Origin of the sequence: Marinomonas posidonica IVIA-Po-181, assembly GCF_000214215.1 — a bacterium.
Lineage (GTDB): Bacteria > Pseudomonadota > Gammaproteobacteria > Pseudomonadales > Marinomonadaceae > Marinomonas > Marinomonas posidonica.
On the sequence record NC_015559.1, the window covers coordinates 2,086,627 to 2,107,229 of the forward strand.

Consider the following 20,603-nt stretch of genomic DNA (forward strand, 5'->3'; position numbering starts at 1 on the left):
GTCTTTTCATTTGAATGGCTCTGTTTTTACCTATTAAAACAGGCGAAACACTAAGGAAGCAACTTATCAATCAGCACACAATCTTCGGTGTCATTACGGCTGTTTTTGACTTTATCCAAAATCTTTTGCGCGACGTCTTTTTGTCGGCTAGAGATATACTTTGAATCAACTGTTTTTTGAACATTATCAAGGTACTTATTCAACTTTGGTGTGCAATAGTCATCAAAGGCGAAAAGGCTGTTTGAAGACAGTCCGAGGATACTGGTGAAAATCGGTAAAAATATAGTTTTATTTAATGACATATTTGCTTCCTGACGAATCAATTTTTCATAAAAAATTAGACCACAGGAAAGCGTAAATATAAAGCTAGCAAAGCATTTTCTATGATAAGAAACAAAACGCCCTAATGCATACTCGGGCGCCTGTTTCTCAGATACACTTTAGCTTAACCTAATCACTTGATCGCAAGTCTTGCAGACCAAATCAGGGTCATGACTGACCAATAAGACAGCACAACCCGTTTCTCTTGCCAGTTCTACCAGTAAATGGGTCACTTCTTGCGCTGTAATAGGATCCAATCGAGATGTTGGCTCATCCGCAAATAAAAACACAGGATCCAACAATAACGCTCTCAGAATCGCAAAACGCTGTAACTCACCACCAGATACGGACAAGCAATTACGTTCAAGTATCCCTTCAGGCAAGCTTAATCTTGCCATCAGCGGCGCAATACGTGATCGATCAAGATGATGAAGTTGCACCAAGTCATCAAGCAACTGCTGTAAGCTAACACTGGAGGTAAAAGCAGAAGGCGGATCTTGATACAGTTTCAACCATTGATAAGGCTTAGACGAATTAAGCCGCCGATTCAAATGACCTTGTTGTAATGGCAATAACCCTAACAAAGCATCGCCTAACGATGATTTACCACAGCCACTGTCGCCAACCACACCGACGACTTCACCTTGATGCACGGAAAATGAGATGTCTTTGAACAAGGTTCGGCCACCCCGCTCAATCGCCACCTCGTCCGCTTCTAATACTAAGGTGTTACCAACTTCCGCGAACTTCTGCTCAGGCCATTGCTTTGGCTCAGCCGCTATCAAGGCTTTGGTATAAACATTTTTAGGTTGGTTTAAGACTTGTTGGGCGTCACCCTCTTCCACCAAAGAACCGCCTTTAATCACCATCAAACGCCCAGTGAGTTGACGAGCAATCGCCACATCATGAGTAATGGTGAGTAGACTGCCCCCTTCGGCTCGCGCCTGTAGCAAACGCACAATGCCATCACGGCGGGTGACATCCAACCCTTTAGTTGGCTCATCGGCTAAAATCAGATTTGCCCCTGCAGCCGTCGCGGCCGTAATTGCTAGGCGTTGTGCCATACCACCCGACAACTGACCTGGGCGCTTGTGACCATTTTCCGTTAAGCCAACGTGCGCTAAATCCAGTCTGGTTTTCTGCTCTGCAGAGGCTTTGTCTTCCCCCTGAACCAATTGATAAACCTCTTTCACTTGCTCTTGCCCCTTCATTAAAGGATCAAGAGCATGCCAAGGTTCTTGCGGTAACATCACCATCTCACGCCCCCATAAGGCACGTCGTTCAGTAACAGATAAGGTATTGCCAAATACCTCAACCTGCCCCACCAAGCGTAATTCATCAGGCAATAAACCCATAATGGCTTGTGCTAAGAGACTTTTACCTGAACCGGTTTGACCTAAAATAGTCAAGGGCTCACCTTCTCTCAAGCTAAACGAAATCGGCTCCAGCAAACAGACATCATCAACGTAAACGGCTAGATCCGTAATTTTTAACATTTCTCTCATGCACGTTTACCTGCTAATAGATGAAAACCAAACACCATCAAAGCAATGACAACCAAAGGTTGAGCCAATAACCAAGGTGCTTCACTATAAAAAGGAAACAACTCCACCGCCATCAAACCAAGTTCGGCCAAAGGTGGTTGAATACCTACATATACAAAACCTAATGACGCCATGGTTAAAATCGCATTCGCGCCACCAAATGCCGCCAGCGTAAACACCGACGGGGCGATAGCAGGCCAGATGTGGCGTCTAAACTGATACCAAATACCAAACCCCATCATGTTAGAGGATTGACGTGCAGGACTCTGAATTACCCCTTGTGTAATGGCACGAGTAACGCGGAAATATTCCACCCATTGCACAAGCGAAATAGCGATGTACAACACCCAAAACGATCCCGGTGCAATGGCCGCAAATAACAGCACAATCACCAAGCCTGGTAAGGCCAACAAGATGTTCACAACAATCGCTAAAGCTTGATCTACTCGCTTTCCTGCCCAAACCGCCGTTACCCCAAGCGCCGCACCCAGAAAAGCAGATGTCACAACACATAAGATTCCAAGGGCAAACGACAAACCAATCGCATGTGCCATGCGCGACAACATGCTACGTCCAAAATGATCCGTGCCTAACCAATGATCAGAATTAGGCGGAACCAAGATGGCGTTCAAATCTTGCTGGGAAATACTGTAAGGCGATAAGGTGATGCCCAATAGAGAAAACAGCAGTAAGCCTAATAACAAAGACAAACCTACCCATTGAGATGTTCTTAATGTCATTGTTCGACTCCTCGTGGATCTATCCATAAACACAACAAGTCGACAAGCGTATTCAAAACTACAAACACCACGCCCATGGCAAGAGCCGCGCCCTGAATGACTGGGATATCACGAGCAAAAATAGCGTGAGCCAACCCATGACCAATACCCGGCCATGAAAATAAGGACTCAATCATCACAATCCCTTCAATCATACTGACCAACTGAATGCCGAAAAACGCCACAACCGGCACCGCTATGTTACGCACACCATGACGATGAAATGTCTGCCAAGCGGAGAGACCTTTCACCTTGGAAAACTGATAAAAAGCCGCTCGGAATGTTTGTTTAGCCGCATCACGAACCACACGATTTGATACCGCGGCCAAACTTAACGCCAGTGTCACCGAAGGCAATACTAAATGCGCAAAGCTTCCGTAACCTGCGACAGGAAACCACCCCCAATGCAAAGCAAACAAGAGCACAAAAAGCACACCAATCACAAATACTGGAATGGCTCGAATGGCGCTAGATAAACCCATCAAAACAGAATCCAATGGATTGCCTCGCCAAGCAGACAACAAGCCTAAAGGTATAGCGATCAGAATCGACACCATTAAGCCCGCGAACGCCAACAACATAGAATGCCCCAGCATATGTTGCACTGACTCGATAACAGGTAAACCACTCACCATTGAGTTGCCCAAGTTAAACTGCAACAAATCTGTTAACCAGTGCCAATAAGCTTCTAGAGGGTGCTGATTTAACCCTAACTCTTCGCGTACCAAAGCAGCGGCCTCTGAGTTTACGTTATCCTGTCCATAACGACTGGCAGCAATACGATACGCCATATCACCTGGTAAAGAGCGCATCAGCACAAAGGTTAAGGTGCCAACCCCCCATACCACAGTGATCAGTTGTAACAGCCGTTTTAAAAGCAAAGCCTTCATTAACGAATAAACTCCATCTCATTCAATAAAAAGTGACGTTCAAACGGATCAAAACGGAAGCCTTTGACACGCTTACTCACCGAAGTTTGTTGAACATAGGAGGTTACTGGAATAACAGGACGTTCGTTATAAATTAACTGCGCGACTTGTTGAGCTTTTTGACGGTATGTTTGAGCGTCCGTGGTCTGCTCAAGTTCTGATAACAAAGTGCTAACCGCATCGTTGTGCCAATTCATCGCCCCCCAATCACCGCCACCATGTTTGCCATAGTCCGCCAGTAAAACCGCGAGTGGATCCGCCATAAAGCCATAATTTCGAGCAATCAATGCGGCTTGCAAAGAGCCATCTTGATGGCCCATCGGAATCGCACTGGAGTTCGTGACATCGACTTTTGTTTTCACACCAATGGCTTCCCATTGCGCCTGAATCGCCGTTGCTACTGTAGTCAGTTCCGGACGATCTGCATAAGTAATCAAACGTATCGTGAAGATATCACCTTGTTTCTCAAGGTAGCCGTTCGCATTTTTTTGCCATCCAAGTTCCGCCAATAACGCTTCCGCTTTGGCCTTACCATCAGAGCCCTTATTCGGCACATCTAGATGCCAATTCGACATAGAAGCCGGCATGATTTGCTCCGTTTCGGCCCCCGGTGTTCGCAGTACGCCGCGGGCAATACCAACGCGATTAATAGCATCACTCAAGGCTTGACGTGCACGAATATCCTTTAGAAAAGGGTATTCGCTGTTTAATTTGATGACAATGGTTCTAGGGATGGCATTCGAGTGCAACGTAAGATTTGGCAGACGCTTCAAAATTGGCAGAGTAGCGGGATCCAAACCAAACACAATGTCTGCTTGCCCACTGCGAGCCTGCAAAACACGACTTTCTGCACGATGCCCGGTCAAATAACTGGCGTAAGGAATGCTGGCTTTTTTGCCCCAGTAATCATCAAACTTCTCTACCACCAATTTGTGTGGTGGTGAAAATTGGTACAACTGATACGGGCCTGTTGAAGACAAAGCCAATACTCCACCGTCTTTCGCATAAGCACTAGGCGATAAGATGGCATTCGCATAATTGGCTAACACCGCTCCCAGAACAACATATGGACTTGATAAGCGAATAACGACCTTATGCTTGCCCAACGCTTCGATCTGTTCGATCGGTGCTTTTCGTAACGCACCGTGTTTTTGCAAAGCAATGTATAGACTGTTTACAACTGCCACAGCATCTAGCAAAGAACCATCATGAAAATGAACATCTTGGCGAATATCAAACGTCCAAGTTTTTGCATCGTTACTAATGGACCAATGACTGGCCAACGCAGGTATTAATTCGCCATTTTCATCAACGTCTAATAGGGTTTCAATGATTTGCATACGGCTAAAAATATAACCGTTCTTAGAGGGGTCTAAACTAGTGAACTCGAAAGCCGCACTAATAGACAGAGTGTTATCTGGAGTAGGTTTAGCCAAACCCTGGCCACTAAACACAACGCCCAATACACTGATTAATACAATAAATAGCCTTGTCACGGAGATGATTTCCTATTCAACCAAGAAAGAAAGGTTATGATATAACATATTTTATGAGAATCACACTTATTCAGAATGAATATTAGGTTGAATCGAGTGAAAAAATGTCTTAGACACAAGCAGTTAGGACAAATAAAAAAAGGCCAGTTTCAATGCATTAAAACTGGCCTTTCTGTACTAGCTATTAAATGATTAGCGGAATGCGCGCTTTCTCGCTCTTTCAAGACGCTTCAAAATAGCATCCAATCGCTCAGGTTTAACCATAAATTCTTGGAAACCTTTCATTCCTTCTTGCGCCATGCTTGGTTCAGTATCACGGTCATAAAACTGTGCTGTACCAGACGCATTGTTCAGCATATCAACGCCTTTGTTTAAGAAGTAATTATCAGGCGCTTGGGCTTTAACATTAGGTGGAATCTGGATCAAGGCCGCATTCACCAAAGTTTGGTTATCGCCACGGGACATAAATTCTAAGAACTTACGAGCGTCGGCTTTGTTCTTCGCTTTGGCGGGAATGTGAATGGTATCCATCGGAGCATCTTCTGCCATGCCCACACTTGAATCAATTTGCGGGAACTGGAAGAAACCGATTTTACCGTCTAACTCTTTCGGAAAGTTTGGCGTAATGAAATTACCAATCAGGTACATTGCGGCCTTACCATTGTATAGGAAAGGCTGTGCCTCTTGCCAAGAGTAGGACGCATGGTTTTTCAGGAAGTAGCCTTTATCAACCAATATTTTCCAATTCTCAAATGTCTTACGCACACGTGGGTCAGTATAAGGAATCTTGCCATCCATTAAATCAATGTGGAATTCCAAACCATTAGTTCGCATGTTCAGGTAATCAAACCAACCCGCCGCAGTCCAAAGGTATTTGGTACCAATGGTGACAGGGGTGACGTCGTTAGCTTTTAGTTTGGCATTCACCGCTAGAAACTCGTCCCAAGTTTTTGGTTCAGATAAGCCTAAATTCGCAAAAATGTCTTTACGGTAATAAATACCCCATTGGTAATAGGTATATGGCATACCCCATTGTTTACCATCGATTGTCATGGCTGGCGCAGCAGATGCCATATCTTGTTTAAGACCATTGTTGTCCCAAAGATCACTAACATCTTCAAACAAACCGCGATCCACAAACGCTTTCATACGGTTACCTGCATACCAAAACACCACGTCTGGCGGCGTGGTCGCTAACCAGTTACGAATCGCCGTTTTATACGCTTCTTTGTCGTAAAGATTGTATTTTACCGTGATATCTGGATTTTCTTGTTCGAATTTCTCAATGATTTCAGCAAAGGCTTTCTTTGGCGCTGGATCAGCCTGATCCGAGTTAATCACTAAGGTGCCGGCACTGGCAAATGAAGCGGCGGTTAACGCCATTGCTCCGACCAACATGGATTGGATTTTTTTCATGATAAGCAAGTCCTCTTTTTCTTTTTATTTACTGGAACCAAGTTTCAGTATTAAACAATTTTTCATAATATTCAATAAAAGAAACTCAGTTCCACTTTATTTTTTTTGCTTTATTAGCACTTTTTCCAAATAGCAATATTTGCCGCTTCCAAGCGACGACTTCCGATGACTAACTCCGCACCGTCTGGCACAAAGTCAATGCTATGAGAGGCGTAATTCATCACAAAGATCAACTCCCCTCTTTCACGGATTCTGAGACCTTCAGGCAGGTAATAAGTCTCTAAGCCCGCCAACCCAGCCAGCTGAGCAAAGCTCGCTTTGAGTACCGAATTATCCAGACAAGACCCTAAATAATAATGGCGACCTTCGCCGACTAAGACAGGGTTACCGCCATGGTCTTTTAACAGGCAAGGTAAATCCGTTTTGATTTGCTCATGCCAGTGCTTCAGCACCCCTACCCCCCAACGTCCTGATACTGCAGGCTGAGTATGCTCAGGAAGCGCATCCACACGTTCAACTTGCAGAGGCAATCGTTCCGCTAGTGGGCCGGGCGCTAAATTTTCAGGAATTTGGTAAGTTTCGGTCTTACTGCCCGTTCTAGGTCCTGCTAATAGAACCCCTTGATAAGCATCTAATCTACGATTTAAATCAGCAGAGATGTGAGCTTGGGCGGGCAACACCAACATGTCATAAGTGTCTAATGAGGCGGTAGCGGGAATAATATCGACCGACAATCCCAATTCACGAAGCGCTTGATAACTTCGATAACACCAGAATAGATATCGATAAGCTCTAGATTGAGGCTGAATATCCAATGACCAACAAGCATCATAATCAAACATCAATGCCACTTTACCGGCACTCGGTAACGACACAAGTTCATCTGCATCCATCCCCAGAGCTTGCGATAGCTGTTCAACTTCTGACGCGACTTTTGACGCCTCTTTAGCAGCCTCAGCTTCTTCCGCATCAGGTCGTAACAAGCCTGCATGCATTTGTTCTTGAGCAAATGGGGCTTGTCGCCAACGAAAATAGGACACCATTTCTGCCCCATGAGAAAAGGCTTCCCATGTCCACAAACGCACAGCGCCATCAGCAGGCGTTGGATTGTGTGGCGCCCAGTTTACCGGACCAGGCTGTTGTTCCATGATCCACAAGCGCCCTTTGCCACAACCACGATACAAATCATGGTGGAAAGCGCCAAAGTCTGGATGCCCCACTCGTAAATAGGTTTGCTTTTCGGCTTGTGTATAAATTGCTTCTTGATCTAAGAAACCAAGCGGATACGTGTCCCAACTTGCCACATCAAGGTCTTCACCTACTTTATGATGATCAAAAGCGGTAAAAAATCCCATGTAGTTATGAACCAGATCACGCCCTGCTGAATGCTCGCGCAGAATGTCTACCTGCAACTTATTGTAGGCAACAACCTGATCTGAGCTGCAGCGCTGAAAATCCAAACGATGAGAAGGATTGGCTTCAGTCACCGTAAGATTTGGCAGCTCTATTTCGTCAAAACTGCGGTATTCCATGCTCCAGAAAACATTACCCCAAGCCTGATTCAAGGCCTCAATGGTGCCGTATTTGTCTTTTAGCCAAAGCCGAAAGGCCGTCAAATCCGCGTCAGCATAACTGAGAATTGTATCGTGACAACCAAATTCGTTATCCGTTTGCCAAGACACAACCGCCGGATGCTGACCATATCGCTGTGCCATTATGGTCACAATTCGACGACACTCTTCACGGTATTCTAGACTGGCAAAGGTGTAATGGCGGCGCGAACCAAAACCACGCTCACGCCCCTGTTCATCTTTAGCCAACATGCCAGGGTTACGATCGACCAACCACTTAGGCGGCGTAGCGGTGGGTGTACCTAAAATGACCTTCAAGCCGTATTCATGCAAGATATCCAATGACTCATCTAGCCATTGCCAATTCATCTGTTCCGGCGTGGGCTCAATAGTGCTCCAACTGAATTCACCGACACGAACATATTCAATGCCGATTTTCTTCATCTGTTCCGCATCAGTGCGCCAGCGCGAAGTTGGCCAATGCTCTGGGTAATAACAAACACCTAATTTCATTTTATGCTCCAGCAAACGGCTGACTTGGCTCACCTGCCACTTCTAGGCCGTATTCTGCTTTCAAATCAATCGCCACCACATGCCCAGACAAAGGCTGCTGTTCTAATTGAGCGTCACTGGTGGCGACACTGGCAGAGGTGATAAATAAAGTATTGCCATCAACACCGCCCAATACACAACTGGTCGGCTTCTTGAACGGCAATTCTACTGTTTGCATGACTTCTCCCTCTGGGTTGTAACGCACAATGCGTGAACCATCCCAGTTGGCGTTCCACAAACAGGCTTGCTGATCAATGCAAGATCCATCCGCACCAATGCCTTCTTTCACTTCAAAGAAAGGTTTTTGTGATCGCACGTCGTAAAATTCTGGATAAGGAAAAGCATGTACCTTACGAGTCATGGAATCGCCGAAATAAAAACGGCCACGCTCTGCATCCCACGCCAAAGTGTTGGCAATACCAACGCCTTCCAGCATCAATGTCTTTTTGCCTTCAGGGGTCACTTTCCACAAACGACCACTGACACCTTGTTCCTCATCATCCATAGTGCCAACCCAAAGGCTGCCATCTGGATCACACTTAGCGTCGTTACTTCGATTGCTTGGAATATCACTATCCAGATCGCATAAGTATTCCAATTCGCCAGTTTGTTTATCTAGATAAGCGACACCGTCAGCCAGAGTCACCAATAAACGCTCACCTTGAGTAGTAAATACCGCCGACACTTTTTTCGGCAAAGTCCAATGCTCAGTTTGATTCGTGGTTTGATGCCAACACCACACCTGACAAGCTGGAATATCGACCCAATACAAAGCTTGTTGTTGTGCGCACCAGAAAGGCCCTTCCGCTAATTGATGACGCTGTACACTGATTTGTTGCATCTTAGTTCACTCCTTGCCATGCTTGCCACGCCTTAGCAAAAGCTTGCGCATTGGCTTTGGTCGTGGTGACAGATTGGCCTTTCTTATACAAGGCTGAACCCAAACCAAAACCTTTTGCACCAGCAACAAAATACTCACTGACATTATCTGGTGTGACACCGCCAACAGGGCAAATCCAAGTTTCACTCGGAATTACGGCTCCTAATGCCTTGATTACCTTTAGCGAAGGTAAGGCTTCCGCTGGGAAAAGCTTTAAGCCGTCCGCTCCCGCCTGTAGAGCGGCAAAGCCCTCACTGGCCGTAAAGAAACCCGGTAAGGCAAACAGACCCGCTTGCTTTGCTGCCTTGATTAAAGACACATCTGTGTGCGGACACACCATAAGACCAGCGCCAGTTTCAACCAATTGCGCCAAATCTTGTTGGGTTAACACTGTGCCAGCACCAATCAAAGCCTGATCACCAAAGGTCTCTTGTAATAAGCGAATGCTGGTAAAAGGATCAGGAGAATTCAGCGGGACTTCAATCATCTTAAAGCCAGCATCCAGTAACACCTGGGTATGTTCAACGACTTCATTGGCTTGCACTCCTCGTAGGATGGCAACCATAGGAAATTCTTGCATTAAGGCATCAAAAGAATGCGTCATTTTATTTTCCTTCTGCTAAATTCGGCGTGTTGGATGTCAAATTTGCCAACCGCTTTAAACCACGAATACTGGCTTCGCCTGCTTCCATGAAGTCCACATTCAAATCATGTTCTGACAGCGCCATCTGATAGCGCTCAGTTAGCGCTTTGCTACCAATGATCAATATACTCTTCACCTTGTTTGGTAACGCAGACAAAGTGTCATTCACATCATGTCCAATCACTATGCCAGACAAGTAGTCACGCACTTCATGAGCCGCTAATTCACCGCACACATACCGACTACGAGCGCTAAATAATTGGTGTAGGATGCCACCCGCTTGCCGACTGGCTTTGAGACCTCTTTGGAAAGCTTGCACCTGCAATTCATCCGTATGAGGCAAACCCTTTACTAAACTGGACTCGTCATCCAAACGAGCAAACAATTCGCCGGTTATGGCAGTCGAGAATCCCGTCACTTGCCCTTGCTCAATTTGAACCCATTTGCAATGGGTGCCTGGCAAACAAAAAACGCGCTCTTCACGGCTTAAATTTTGACTCTCCAGCCAATCCAACGCACCCAATAACTGAGTTTCTTCACCTCGCATCACATCGGCCATGCCAGCGACACCTTGACTTTGTAAACCTGGCACAATGGCAATTTGATTCGGTAACGAAGTGGTTAGCCAATAAAGATGATTAGCCAACTCATCAAGCGGCATAGGACAAGCTTGATAAGGCACTTCTTGCCAACCTCCTCGACTGCCGACCATACCCGCCATGTAAATCGGCAAGCCAGATTCCAACCAATCATCGAGCAGATCCGCCAAGACTTTTTCAAACTCATCACTAGACAGCTTTAGCATCCCCTTATCACTGCTTCGCTGAGCTTGGATTTGTCCTTGCTGATTCATCAAAAAAGCCCGTAGATTGGTGGTTCCCCAATCAACAGCAATAAAATTTGTTGAGGGTTTTGATAACGGCGAAACAGAATTCACGGAGGTCATTACAAACGTCCTCCATCAACGACCAAACTTTGTCCAGAAATCATGCGACTGTCGTCTGCGCCTAAAAATAGCACCAAATCCGCCACGTCTTCCGGCTCAATTTTTTCTTTCAACGCTTGCTGTGTCATCAATTCTGCTTCCGCTTCTGGAGTCAGCCACAAACGTTTCTGTTTCTCAGTCATCACCCAACCAGGCAAGACAGTATTAACCCGAATTTTATCGACACCAAGCTCTCTTGCCAGACCTTTGGTTAAGCCTGAAATACCAGCTTTTGCGGTGACGTAACCAGGGTAGCCTGCTAGGCCAAGCATCCAAGAGTTAGAGCTCATATTAATAATGCTGCCACCACCGGCTGCCGCCATACTAGGTGCCACCGCTTGTGCGGCAAAAAAGTGATGTTTTACATTCACCGCCATACATTGATCGAACTGCTCAGAAGTCAGTTCTTGCAAACCATGGCGATGATCATTCGCGGCATTATTGACCAGGATACGAACCGCCCCCCAGGTATCGATTCGCTCAGCGATGGTACGCTTTAAAAGATCAATTTGAGTCAGGTCGACCAACTCAAAATGGGCCTGATACCCGAGACCTTGCAGTTCTTTAGACAAGGCATCGCCAGCGACCTGATCAATATCAAAAAAGCTGACTTTACAGCCTTGTGTTGCTAAAGCACGAACCAAGGCTTCACCTATGCCAGATGCGCCACCACTAACAAGAGCGTGACGTCCTAACAAACTTGGATAAGAGGTTTTATTATTGTTATTTGACATTAATGAGACTCCCTACTCACTTTTGAACCACTTTTGCCCACCAAGAAATCCAAGTCGGCACCACTATCGGCCTGCATCACATGATCGATATAGAGCTTGGCGTAACCACGCTGATAGTCACTGTCTTCTGCTTGCCAAGCCGCTTGTCGACTTGCCATCTCTTCATCTGAGATGTGCAAATGCAGTCCGCGGCCAGCAAGGTCTAAAGTAATCTCATCGCCATTTTTAACCAATGCCAACGGCCCCCCCATGGTAGCTTCTGGAGCAACGTGCAACACCACAGTGCCAAACGCCGTACCACTCATTCGTGCGTCACTGATGCGCACCATGTCAGTGATACCTTGCTCCAACAATTTACTTGGTAAAGCCATATTGCCTACTTCAGGCATACCTGGGTAACCTTTCGGGCCACAACCTTTGAGCACCAAAATAGAGTCTTTATCCACATCCAATTCAGGTGTATCTATGCGTGCTTTGTAATCTTCAATGTTTTCAAACACCACGGCTTTGCCAGTGTGCTGGAGCAAAGCCGGAGTTGCCGCACTTGGTTTGATAATGGCACCTTGTGGACACAGGTTACCTTTAAGTACCGCAATACCGGCTTTTTCACGCAATGGTTTATCTAATGGACGAATCACCTCGTCATTAAAACACTCGGCTTCTTTGGTGACATCTGACAAGCTGGACCCCGCAACTGTCATGGCCTGCATATCAAATTCATGCTGAAGACGTTGGATCAAGGCTGGAAAACCTCCGGCATAATGGAAGTCTTCCATTAAAAATCGGCCGGATGGCATTAAATCAACCAAGCAAGGAATTTCTGCACCGATGCGATCCCAATCGTCCAAGGTCAACTCCACACCAACACGACCAGCAATCGCCAATAAATGCACCACGGCATTGGTTGAACCACCAATCGCCGCATTCGCGCGAATGGCATTTTCAAACGCTGACTTGGTTAGAATATCAGAGGGTTTCAAGTCTTCTTTGACCATTTCGACAATGCGCATACCAGTTAAATGAGCCAACGCCTGACGACGTGCGTCTACCGCTGGCAAGGTGCCATTTTCTGGCAATGACATGCCCAAAGCTTCGGTCAAACAAGACATAGTAGACGCGGTCCCCATCGTCATACAGGTTCCACGAGAACGAGACATACCAGACTCAGCACGCATAAACTCGTCAAGACTCATCTTGCCACCACGTACCGCTTCACTGAACTTCCACACGTCCGTACCGGAACCTATGTCTTGACCTCGGTATTTACCGTTCAACATTGGGCCAGAAGACACCACAATGGCAGGTAAATCCACAGAACAAGCGCCCATTAATTGCGCAGGGGTAGTCTTATCACAACCTCCCAGCAAAACCACACCATCCATGCCATAAGCTCGAATTGACTCCTCCACGTCCATGCTCATTAAGTTACGAAATAGCATGGCCGTAGGCTTCATTTGGGTTTCACCCAGTGACATCACAGGAAACTCCAATGGCACGCCACCAGCTTCCCATACACCACGTTTAACGTATTCAGCCAATTCTCTAAGGTGAGCATTACAAGGCGTTAATTCACTCCAAGAATTACAAATACCAATAATAGGACGACCATCAAAACTGTGATCCGGTAAACCTTGGTTTTTCATCCAACTACGATGAATAAAGCCATCTTTATCCAATTTTCCGTACCATTCTTGGCTGCGTAGCGGCTTTTTGTTTTTGTTGTCATCACTCATTCGTTATTCTCCGACAAAGGCACAGCTGTCACCTCTAGTAAAATCAAGGATTCAGGATCAAGAATCGGCAGTTGTAGGCCAACCTGACTCAAGCTTGCGCCATTTAAAATTAGTTCTCTTTGCCACCAAGCCGGTTTGGCTTTCATTAAATGGCCTGGTAATGGACTGTGCTCTAACACAGTGACTCGATAAGACTGTTCTGCAATCAAATTAGGCAAATGAATGGGCAGTGTTTGCCCTTGCTTTGGCATCGCCAACTGACTATATACCGCCACCCCTGTTAACCCATCCTGACTTAATGCCCACTGAGTTTGCGCTCGACCATCGGCACTGGGCAGACGCCAATTATTGCCTTCGTGCAAATGCCCTCGGACACGTTTGTATTGGTTAATCCAATTGGCAATCGTCGCTCTTTGTTGCGGGTTCGCATCCAGCAAATTCCACTCAATGCCAAGGTGACCTAACATGGCCGTACCAGCACGAAAGGCGACATCATGAGTACGACTGGTGGTGTGACTTTGATCGGGTCCGATGTGCGACCCCATCACTTCGGGTGGGAAAAAGTAACTAAATCCACGCTGTATACTCTGGCGCTCCAAGGCATCATTGCAATCTGACGCCCAAAAACGCTTAGTGAAATTTAAAATACCAAAATCTACTCGCGCCCCACCAGAAGAACAGCTTTCAATTTCCATATGCGGGAAAGCATGATTTAATTCAGCCAACAATCGGTATAACGCTAGCACCTGAGCATGTGCTTGCGGAGCAAGGTCACTGCCTGATTGGCAATAATCCCGGTTCATATCCCACTTAACGTAATCAATGGAGTTGCTCTCAAACAGATCAAATAAACGCTCGCGTAGGTAAGCATAAGCTTCTGGATTTGCCAGATTGAGTACCAATTGATTACGTCCTAAATACCCTTCGTATTGAGGCAATTGCAGGGCCCAGTCTGGGTGAGTTCGATAAAGATCTGAATCAGGGTTGACCATTTCAGGTTCAAACCATAAACCAAACTCCATTCCTAAATTTTTCACATGGTCTATTAGTGGTGATAACCCATTTGGGTATTTGCCTTCATCGACAAACCAATCACCTAATGCCGCTTCATCGTGATGACGGCCTCGAAACCAACCATCATCAAGGATATAACGCTCGACACCGACTTCAGCCGCTGCAGACGCTAACTCTTTGAGCTTTGTCATATCATGGTCAAAGTAAAAGGCTTCCCAAGTATTCAAATGCACAGGACGAGGTTTATCTAGCTTAAGACGCTCTCTGGCTTCACGATGAAAACCATGGCTCATTGCATTCAAACCTTCACGACTGTGACTGGCGAGCAACTCTGGTGTGGTAATCGATTGTCCATTAGCAAGGTGAATCTCACCGGATAAATACAAGGCTTCCGCTTGAATATAACGATGCCCCTCAATGGTATAATCCGCTTTTAATCTATGATTACCACTCCACGCCAGATGCACTCCCAGCACTTCACCACGCTGTTCAGAAAAACCACTTTCGCCGACCATCACTGCTGGAAAATTAGCGTGGCCATTACGACCATGCCGGTTTTCTTGTAACCAGGTGCTTTGCCATGGTTCTCTGACCTGCTGAAACTCTTGACACCAGCGACCATAAAAACTCACTCTCTCTGTCAACTCTGGCGACACAGGTAAGGTACAAGCTAAGCGTTCAACGGATAAATCACCCTCTCCTACATTGGTTAAGGTCAACTGTTGACGCAATACACCTGATGGCAACAAGCCAATATCTAGCATTAAAACCAGTTGAGCCGTACTATCTTCTAAAGTCAGCATCACTCCGTCAGCAAGCTCTTCAATTTGCTTCAATTGCCAACGCATTGCCCATGCTGGTCTATCAGCAGCACTTGCCTCAACCGCTGGCGACTGCATCCATCCACGCCCCGCTTCTGGAATCAAGCTCATGGCAGCAGGTTGGTCCATCATGGCTTGCGGAATACCCGCTTGTTGAGACAAGTACAAAGAATCCAGCTCTGTCGCCTTTGGTAAAGCATCACCAAAATACACTAACTCAGGCGAGGCATTTTGATGACTCGCGATGACCAGAGTCTTATTTTGTTGATCCAAACGATGAAACCGTATTGTGTTTAATTCAGTCATCCTCTTTAACCTTTAGTCGCGCCAAGGGTTAAGCCAGCAATAAAATGGCGCTGCATGGCAAAGAATAAGATCACTGGTGGCAATGCTGCCACAATCGACCCTGCCGCAATCAGCTGCCAAGATGCCATCCATTGACCTTTTAAAGCACTGATACCAGCTGTAATCGGCCTTACTTCATCACTTTGTACCAGCACCAAGGCCCAGAAATAATCATTCCAAATAAAGGTAAAAATAAGCACAGACAAAGCAGCTAACGCAGGTCTCACCAATGGCAATACCACGTACCAAAATATCTTCCACTCACTCACGCCTTCTACACGAGCTGCTTCAATCAACTCATCCGGTAATCCGACAATAAAATTACGCATAAACAGCGTACAAAAACCCGTTTGGAAGGCTATGTGAAAAATAATCAAACCTGTCGCCGTATCGTATAACCCCATACCTATGGTTAAATCACGTACCGGAATCATCAATATTTGAAACGGTACAAAGTTCCCCGCAATGAAAGTGGCAAACATCGCCACATTGCCGCGAAACTTAAACTTAGCAAGGGCATAACCTGCCAAGGTTGATAACGCCACAGCACCAAAAACCGCTGGCAAAGTAATCAACACCGAATTCAGCAAGTAGCGAAACATGGGAGTTTGAGTGAACACCAGCGTGTAGTTTTCTAGCAGCATCCACTCTGAAGGAACGCCCCAGTAGTTACCAGCGTTAATGTCGGCCGTGGAACGTGCTGAGGTCAGCATGACCGCAATCAAAGGCAACAACCACAGCAGTAAAGATAACCAAATCGCGACGCGATAGCTGATGTTAAAAGGTAACGATCTTTTCTCTATAGGGGTCGGAAACATTAGGCTTTCTCACTCTTCAGCATGCGCCACAAGAAATAGGCGATATAAATATCCATAATCAAGAACAACACTGTCGCAATCGCCGCGCCGTAACCTGCTCGATAATTGAAAATAGATTGTTCATACATGAAATAAGCCAGCACACTGGATGAGCCAAATGGCCCTCCACTGGTCATGGTTGCGACCAAATCAAAGCTTCGCAGTGCACCAATCACTGTAACGACTACTGCAATAAAGGTAGCCGGACGTAACTGAGGCAGAATCACGTGCCAAAGCATTTTCCAACCATGAGCGCCGTCGAGACGAGCCGCTTCAATTTGATCGGGATTGAGGTTATTTAAGCCTGTGAGATACAAGATCATACAATAAGCAATCTGTGGCCAAAGGCCCGCCACTATGATGCCGAACGTCACCCAATTTTCATCGGATAAAATGGCCACTGGCTCCATGCCAAATAAACCGATAGCCTTGTTAAACAAACCAAATGAAGGGTCATAGAACCAAGAGAACACAAGGCCAACAACGACTTGAGAAATAACGAAAGGAAAAAAGAACATGGATTTGACTGCTCGAATCCCCATGACTTTTTGATTGAGGAAAAGCGCGATGGCTAAGCCAATAGGCGGTGCCAACATAAAAAAAACCATCCAATACACATTGTTTTTTAATGCCACCCAGAATTGGTAATCATCAAACAGCTCTAAATAATTATCAAAGCCAACAAATACTTTTTCGCCGATGCCATCCCATTCATAAAAACTTAGCCAGATACTCTGGAGAATCGGAAAGACAACGTAGACCACAAACAAAATGACTGCTGGCGCTAAGAATAATACCGGCATCCATTGCTGCTGCTTGCTATGCAACTTCTGCATGGCTCACATACCTCTTTATTTTTATTAAATAATGAATTGCCAAACTTGACAGATCACTCACCTAATAAAATAATGGAATAAAGTTCCATTTTTTGCAATACTGATTTCAGAAGATTTTCTAAGACGACTTTTCAAAGCGATCTTGATCGCCATAAAAATAACAAAGGAAACACAATGTCAGCGCCAGAAAACAAAAGCGGAGGCTCGTCTCTTGATAAAGCACTTAGCCTATTGCAAGAAGTTTGCATGACACCTGTGCCACTGCGCTTTGCCGATTTGGTCGAAAAGACAGACCTACCTAAAGCCACCGCACACAGAACCTTATCGTCGCTTGCCGACAAAGGTCTGGTCCGCTTTGATGACAATACTCAGCTGTACCATCCAGGCTATGGCTTATTGGAATTGGCACATCAGGCTTGGTCTAAAATTGACGTACGTGACATTGCCGCCGATCAAATGAAATCTATTTGGCGCGAAACGGGTGAAACCATTCACTTGGCAGTACTTGATCGCGGAGAAGTCATTTACATAGACAAACTAGAGAGTCAAAAAAGCCTGCGATTATTTTCTGCTGTTGGCAAAAAGGGCCCTGCCTATTGCACAGGTGTTGGCAAAGCCATGATGGCTTTTTTAGATGAAGACAATCTTGCTCAGGCCATCAAAGAACAAAGCTTCGTTCAGCATACACGCCATACTCTACGTAATGAAAGTGAGCTACGTATTGAACTGGCAAAAATACGTAAAAATCGAATTTCACTTGATTTAGAAGAACACGAAGAAGGCATACAGTGTGCCGCTTCCGTGATTCTGAATCACAACAATGAACCCATCGCTGCGTTAAGCATTACGGCACCAAAGTTTCGCGTCGATGAGGAACGCTTTCAACACTTTCAAACATTGGTTAAAGACGCCTGTACGAAAGTATCCATTCGAATGGGGGCCATGGCCTCTAACTAGCATAGGAAAAGTCTATTATGGCGACGATAAAACTAACAAACGTCATCAAACGATTTAATGACATTGAAACCATCCACGGCGTCAACCTTGACCTAAAGGACGGTGAATTCGTGGTTTTTGTTGGCCCATCTGGTTGTGGCAAATCCACACTATTAAGATTGATTGCAGGCCTTGAAGACATCACTGAAGGTTCGCTTGAAATCAACAAGGTCAACATGAATACTGTCGCTCCAGCGGATCGCGGCGTGGCCATGGTATTTCAGTCCTATGCACTCTACCCTCATATGACTGTCGAAGAGAACATGAGTTTCGGTCTACGCATGAATGGTGTTGCACCAGAAGAGATCAAACAGCAGGTGGCCAATGCGGCCAATATTCTTCAGTTAAATGAACTATTGAATCGCAAACCTAAACAGCTTTCTGGTGGCCAACGTCAGCGAGTGGCCATTGGTCGCGCCATCGTCCGCCAACCAGAAGTCTTCTTATTTGATGAGCCTCTATCAAATCTGGATGCAGAGTTACGGGTTGATATGCGGATTCAAATTGCACAACTGCACAATCGCCTAAAAGCCACGATGATTTATGTCACCCATGATCAAGTGGAAGCCATGACCCTGGCGGACAAAATCGTTGTCTTACGGGCCGGTAATGTTGAACAAGTTGGGTCACCATTAGAACTTTACCATAATCCAAGCAACGAATTTGTAGCGGGCTTTATCGGCTCACCTAAAATGAATTTTCTCGACGCGACGGTCATCAGCATAAATAACGATAACCTTGCCACCATTCAAGTAGCAGCCCAAGAAATTGAATTAACAGTAGACCCAGCCAAAGTATCAGTAAACAGCAAGGTGAAACTCGGCGTTCGTCCAGAGCACATCAAAGAAGAGACGACTGATGCTGATTTTACCATCAACCTAGACATTGATGTGGCCGAACATCTAGGCGGTCTAACCTATCTCTACGGACATTATGATGAGCATAAGCTGACCATTGAAGTCAGTGGAGCCAACCTAACTCGAAACGGTGAGAACATCACAGTAGGTATTAAAAAAGAGGATTGTTACCTGTTTAATACAGCAGGTGAATCCGTTATCCAGCGCCCTGTTCCAAAAAGATAAGCAGTGGTTAAGGAAGGTGCGAACAAGTCTTCTTGCCTCAGCATGTGGATAAAAGCCTGTTATTCGAGGCGAGTGCTGAATGTGAATAGTTGGCCTATTGTCGAGGTGCTCAACAAAGAATACAGGCTTTTAGACCCTGCCGGCTTAGTAGACTTATTTGTACCTTCCTTAGCCTGATATAACAGAAAAGGCCACTTCCTTTTGAAAGTGGCCTTATTTATAACACCTTGCAATAAAACGCCATGACTCAGTGTAATTCCGCCAAGAAGTTCATTAAATAAGAGAAGCCACGCTGTGCCACTAATGGATTGTACAGACTGCTCTGATCAGGGTTGTTGGCACTTGGCAACATAAAGGAATGCACTGTATTACCAAAGTCAAAAAACTGAAAATCAATGCCCAAACTTGACCAATATTGTTTGGCAGACTGAGCGTCTTCATCGCTCACCAAAGGATCTTGATAACCATTCATAATCATCAGCTTTACCTTCTGGTTAGCTTGTTCAGGAGATTGCGCACGATAGAAGGACATCACCCCATGAAAGCTTGCCGCCCCAAGGGTTTCTGTAAAATGCAATCCCGCTTCCAAGGCTAATCGCCCACCCAAACAAAAGCCAATATGGACAACAGCGGAATCCCCTTGCCGCGCTTGTTGAGTCAGCTCCTGCTGTAGCGCATGCAACGACTCAGCATCCGCCAACAATGCCCCCATTTTTGCTCGTTTATCCGGAAAGTCTTGTGGATTTTGCCCATGACCATATAAATCAATTGCTGTCACCGCGTAACCCTGCTCCGCTAGACGATCTGCAAACTGTTTCTCAAAGTCACTTAAACCAGAAAAAGTAGGCCATATCATAATTTGCAAGGGACTCAGTGAAGCCGCCTTATTCTTTTGATAGTGATGTCGCTCGATATTATGCTTAAACAAAGAATCAAAATTTTGGCTCATCATTCACCTCGGTACTCTATCTTAAAATAATTATTTTTCAGTCTAACGTTGAACTTTTCGATAGTGCAATTCATTAGCACATCTTCCCTTTTATCACCTTATTTAGGATTGCATCACTGC

Annotated in this window: 18 protein-coding genes; 2 read left to right on the forward strand and 16 right to left on the reverse strand. The window is 45.7% G+C overall.

Annotated features, from left to right (window positions below; translation table 11 throughout):
• Window positions 1–50 precede the first annotated feature (50 nt).
• The 15 genes from MAR181_RS09785 to MAR181_RS09855 form a co-directional block, all read right to left on the reverse strand.
• Window positions 51–302, reverse strand: coding sequence for a hypothetical protein (locus MAR181_RS09785; RefSeq protein WP_013796430.1), 252 nt, complete (start codon window positions 300–302; stop codon window positions 51–53).
• Between the two features lie 138 nt (window positions 303–440).
• Complete coding sequence (locus tag MAR181_RS09790; protein WP_013796431.1) at window positions 441–1,826, reverse strand: ABC transporter ATP-binding protein; 1,386 nt, start codon at window positions 1,824–1,826, stop codon at window positions 441–443.
• Window positions 1,823–2,605, reverse strand: coding sequence for an ABC transporter permease (locus MAR181_RS09795; RefSeq protein WP_013796432.1), 783 nt, complete (start codon window positions 2,603–2,605; stop codon window positions 1,823–1,825). The genes MAR181_RS09790 and MAR181_RS09795 overlap by 4 nt, the downstream gene beginning before the upstream one ends.
• Window positions 2,602–3,534 carry an ABC transporter permease gene (locus tag MAR181_RS09800; protein ID WP_013796433.1) on the reverse strand — a complete coding sequence of 311 codons (933 nt, stop codon included), beginning with the start codon at window positions 3,532–3,534 and terminating at the stop codon, window positions 2,602–2,604. The genes MAR181_RS09795 and MAR181_RS09800 overlap by 4 nt, the downstream gene beginning before the upstream one ends.
• Window positions 3,534–5,069: an ABC transporter substrate-binding protein gene (locus MAR181_RS09805; protein WP_013796434.1), complete on the reverse strand. Its 1,536-nt coding sequence runs from the start codon at window positions 5,067–5,069 to the stop codon at window positions 3,534–3,536. Before MAR181_RS09805 ends, MAR181_RS09800 begins: the two co-directional genes overlap by 1 nt.
• A 192-nt stretch (window positions 5,070–5,261) precedes the next feature.
• Window positions 5,262–6,485, reverse strand: coding sequence for an ABC transporter substrate-binding protein (locus MAR181_RS09810; RefSeq protein WP_013796435.1), 1,224 nt, complete (start codon window positions 6,483–6,485; stop codon window positions 5,262–5,264).
• A gap of 113 nt (window positions 6,486–6,598) precedes the next feature.
• Complete coding sequence (locus tag MAR181_RS09815; protein WP_013796436.1) at window positions 6,599–8,569, reverse strand: beta-galactosidase; 1,971 nt, start codon at window positions 8,567–8,569, stop codon at window positions 6,599–6,601.
• 1 nt (window position 8,570) lies between these two features.
• Entirely contained in the window at window positions 8,571–9,449 is an 879-nt protein-coding gene (locus MAR181_RS09820) for an SMP-30/gluconolactonase/LRE family protein (RefSeq protein WP_013796437.1), read from the reverse strand.
• Between the two features lies 1 nt (window position 9,450).
• Window positions 9,451–10,092, reverse strand: a complete 642-nt coding sequence (locus MAR181_RS09825) for a 2-dehydro-3-deoxy-6-phosphogalactonate aldolase (RefSeq protein WP_013796438.1) — start codon at window positions 10,090–10,092, stop codon at window positions 9,451–9,453.
• 1 nt (window position 10,093) lies between these two features.
• A complete protein-coding gene (locus MAR181_RS09830; RefSeq protein WP_013796439.1) occupies window positions 10,094–11,077 on the reverse strand; it encodes a 2-dehydro-3-deoxygalactonokinase in 984 nt (327 codons plus the stop codon).
• Window positions 11,077–11,850 carry an SDR family NAD(P)-dependent oxidoreductase gene (locus MAR181_RS09835; RefSeq protein WP_013796440.1) on the reverse strand — a complete coding sequence of 258 codons (774 nt, stop codon included), beginning with the start codon at window positions 11,848–11,850 and terminating at the stop codon, window positions 11,077–11,079. Before MAR181_RS09835 ends, MAR181_RS09830 begins: the two co-directional genes overlap by 1 nt.
• The gene (locus tag MAR181_RS09840) at window positions 11,850–13,583 is read right to left on the reverse strand and encodes an IlvD/Edd family dehydratase (RefSeq protein ID WP_013796441.1); all 1,734 of its coding nucleotides are present in this window, start codon (window positions 13,581–13,583) and stop codon (window positions 11,850–11,852) included. Before MAR181_RS09840 ends, MAR181_RS09835 begins: the two co-directional genes overlap by 1 nt.
• Window positions 13,580–15,724, reverse strand: coding sequence for an alpha-galactosidase (locus MAR181_RS09845; protein WP_013796442.1), 2,145 nt, complete (start codon window positions 15,722–15,724; stop codon window positions 13,580–13,582). The genes MAR181_RS09840 and MAR181_RS09845 overlap by 4 nt, the downstream gene beginning before the upstream one ends.
• Window positions 15,725–15,729: 5 nt before the next feature.
• Entirely contained in the window at window positions 15,730–16,581 is an 852-nt protein-coding gene (locus MAR181_RS09850; RefSeq protein WP_013796443.1) for a carbohydrate ABC transporter permease, read from the reverse strand.
• A complete protein-coding gene (locus MAR181_RS09855) occupies window positions 16,581–17,456 on the reverse strand; it encodes a carbohydrate ABC transporter permease (protein WP_013796444.1) in 876 nt (291 codons plus the stop codon). The genes MAR181_RS09850 and MAR181_RS09855 overlap by 1 nt, the downstream gene beginning before the upstream one ends.
• Window positions 17,457–17,630: 174 nt before the next feature.
• Here MAR181_RS09855 and MAR181_RS09860 point away from each other — a divergent pair, with 174 nt between their 5' ends.
• On the forward strand, window positions 17,631–18,413 hold the full coding sequence (locus tag MAR181_RS09860) for an IclR family transcriptional regulator (protein ID WP_013796445.1): 783 nt from the start codon (window positions 17,631–17,633) through the stop codon (window positions 18,411–18,413).
• A gap of 17 nt (window positions 18,414–18,430) precedes the next feature.
• Window positions 18,431–19,534 (forward strand): ABC transporter ATP-binding protein, encoded by a 1,104-nt coding sequence (locus MAR181_RS09865; protein ID WP_013796446.1) that lies wholly within the window; start codon window positions 18,431–18,433, stop codon window positions 19,532–19,534.
• 247 nt (window positions 19,535–19,781) lie between these two features.
• Here the strand turns inward: MAR181_RS09865 and MAR181_RS09870 are convergent, their stop codons facing one another.
• Window positions 19,782–20,486 (reverse strand): dienelactone hydrolase family protein, encoded by a 705-nt coding sequence (locus tag MAR181_RS09870; RefSeq protein WP_245546145.1) that lies wholly within the window; start codon window positions 20,484–20,486, stop codon window positions 19,782–19,784.
• Window positions 20,487–20,603: the final 117 nt, after the last annotated feature.

Coding starts and splice junctions, on each gene's coding strand:
- MAR181_RS09810 (WP_013796435.1), bottom strand. CDS start 6,485: ATGAAAAAAATCCAATCCATGTTGGTCGGAGCAATGGCGTTAACCGCC.
- MAR181_RS09800 (WP_013796433.1), bottom strand. CDS start 3,534: ATGAAGGCTTTGCTTTTAAAACGGCTGTTACAACTGATCACTGTGGTA.
- MAR181_RS09865 (WP_013796446.1), top strand. CDS start 18,431: ATGGCGACGATAAAACTAACAAACGTCATCAAACGATTTAATGACATT.
- MAR181_RS09820 (WP_013796437.1), bottom strand. CDS start 9,449: ATGCAACAAATCAGTGTACAGCGTCATCAATTAGCGGAAGGGCCTTTC.
- MAR181_RS09870 (WP_245546145.1), bottom strand. CDS start 20,486: ATGATGAGCCAAAATTTTGATTCTTTGTTTAAGCATAATATCGAGCGA.
- MAR181_RS09785 (WP_013796430.1), bottom strand. CDS start 302: ATGTCATTAAATAAAACTATATTTTTACCGATTTTCACCAGTATCCTC.
- MAR181_RS09790 (WP_013796431.1), bottom strand. CDS start 1,826: ATGAGAGAAATGTTAAAAATTACGGATCTAGCCGTTTACGTTGATGAT.
- MAR181_RS09815 (WP_013796436.1), bottom strand. CDS start 8,569: ATGAAATTAGGTGTTTGTTATTACCCAGAGCATTGGCCAACTTCGCGC.
- MAR181_RS09830 (WP_013796439.1), bottom strand. CDS start 11,077: ATGACCTCCGTGAATTCTGTTTCGCCGTTATCAAAACCCTCAACAAAT.
- MAR181_RS09795 (WP_013796432.1), bottom strand. CDS start 2,605: ATGACATTAAGAACATCTCAATGGGTAGGTTTGTCTTTGTTATTAGGC.
- MAR181_RS09845 (WP_013796442.1), bottom strand. CDS start 15,724: ATGACTGAATTAAACACAATACGGTTTCATCGTTTGGATCAACAAAAT.
- MAR181_RS09835 (WP_013796440.1), bottom strand. CDS start 11,850: ATGTCAAATAACAATAATAAAACCTCTTATCCAAGTTTGTTAGGACGT.
- MAR181_RS09860 (WP_013796445.1), top strand. CDS start 17,631: ATGTCAGCGCCAGAAAACAAAAGCGGAGGCTCGTCTCTTGATAAAGCA.
- MAR181_RS09855 (WP_013796444.1), bottom strand. CDS start 17,456: ATGCAGAAGTTGCATAGCAAGCAGCAGCAATGGATGCCGGTATTATTC.
- MAR181_RS09840 (WP_013796441.1), bottom strand. CDS start 13,583: ATGAGTGATGACAACAAAAACAAAAAGCCGCTACGCAGCCAAGAATGG.
- MAR181_RS09850 (WP_013796443.1), bottom strand. CDS start 16,581: ATGTTTCCGACCCCTATAGAGAAAAGATCGTTACCTTTTAACATCAGC.
- MAR181_RS09825 (WP_013796438.1), bottom strand. CDS start 10,092: ATGACGCATTCTTTTGATGCCTTAATGCAAGAATTTCCTATGGTTGCC.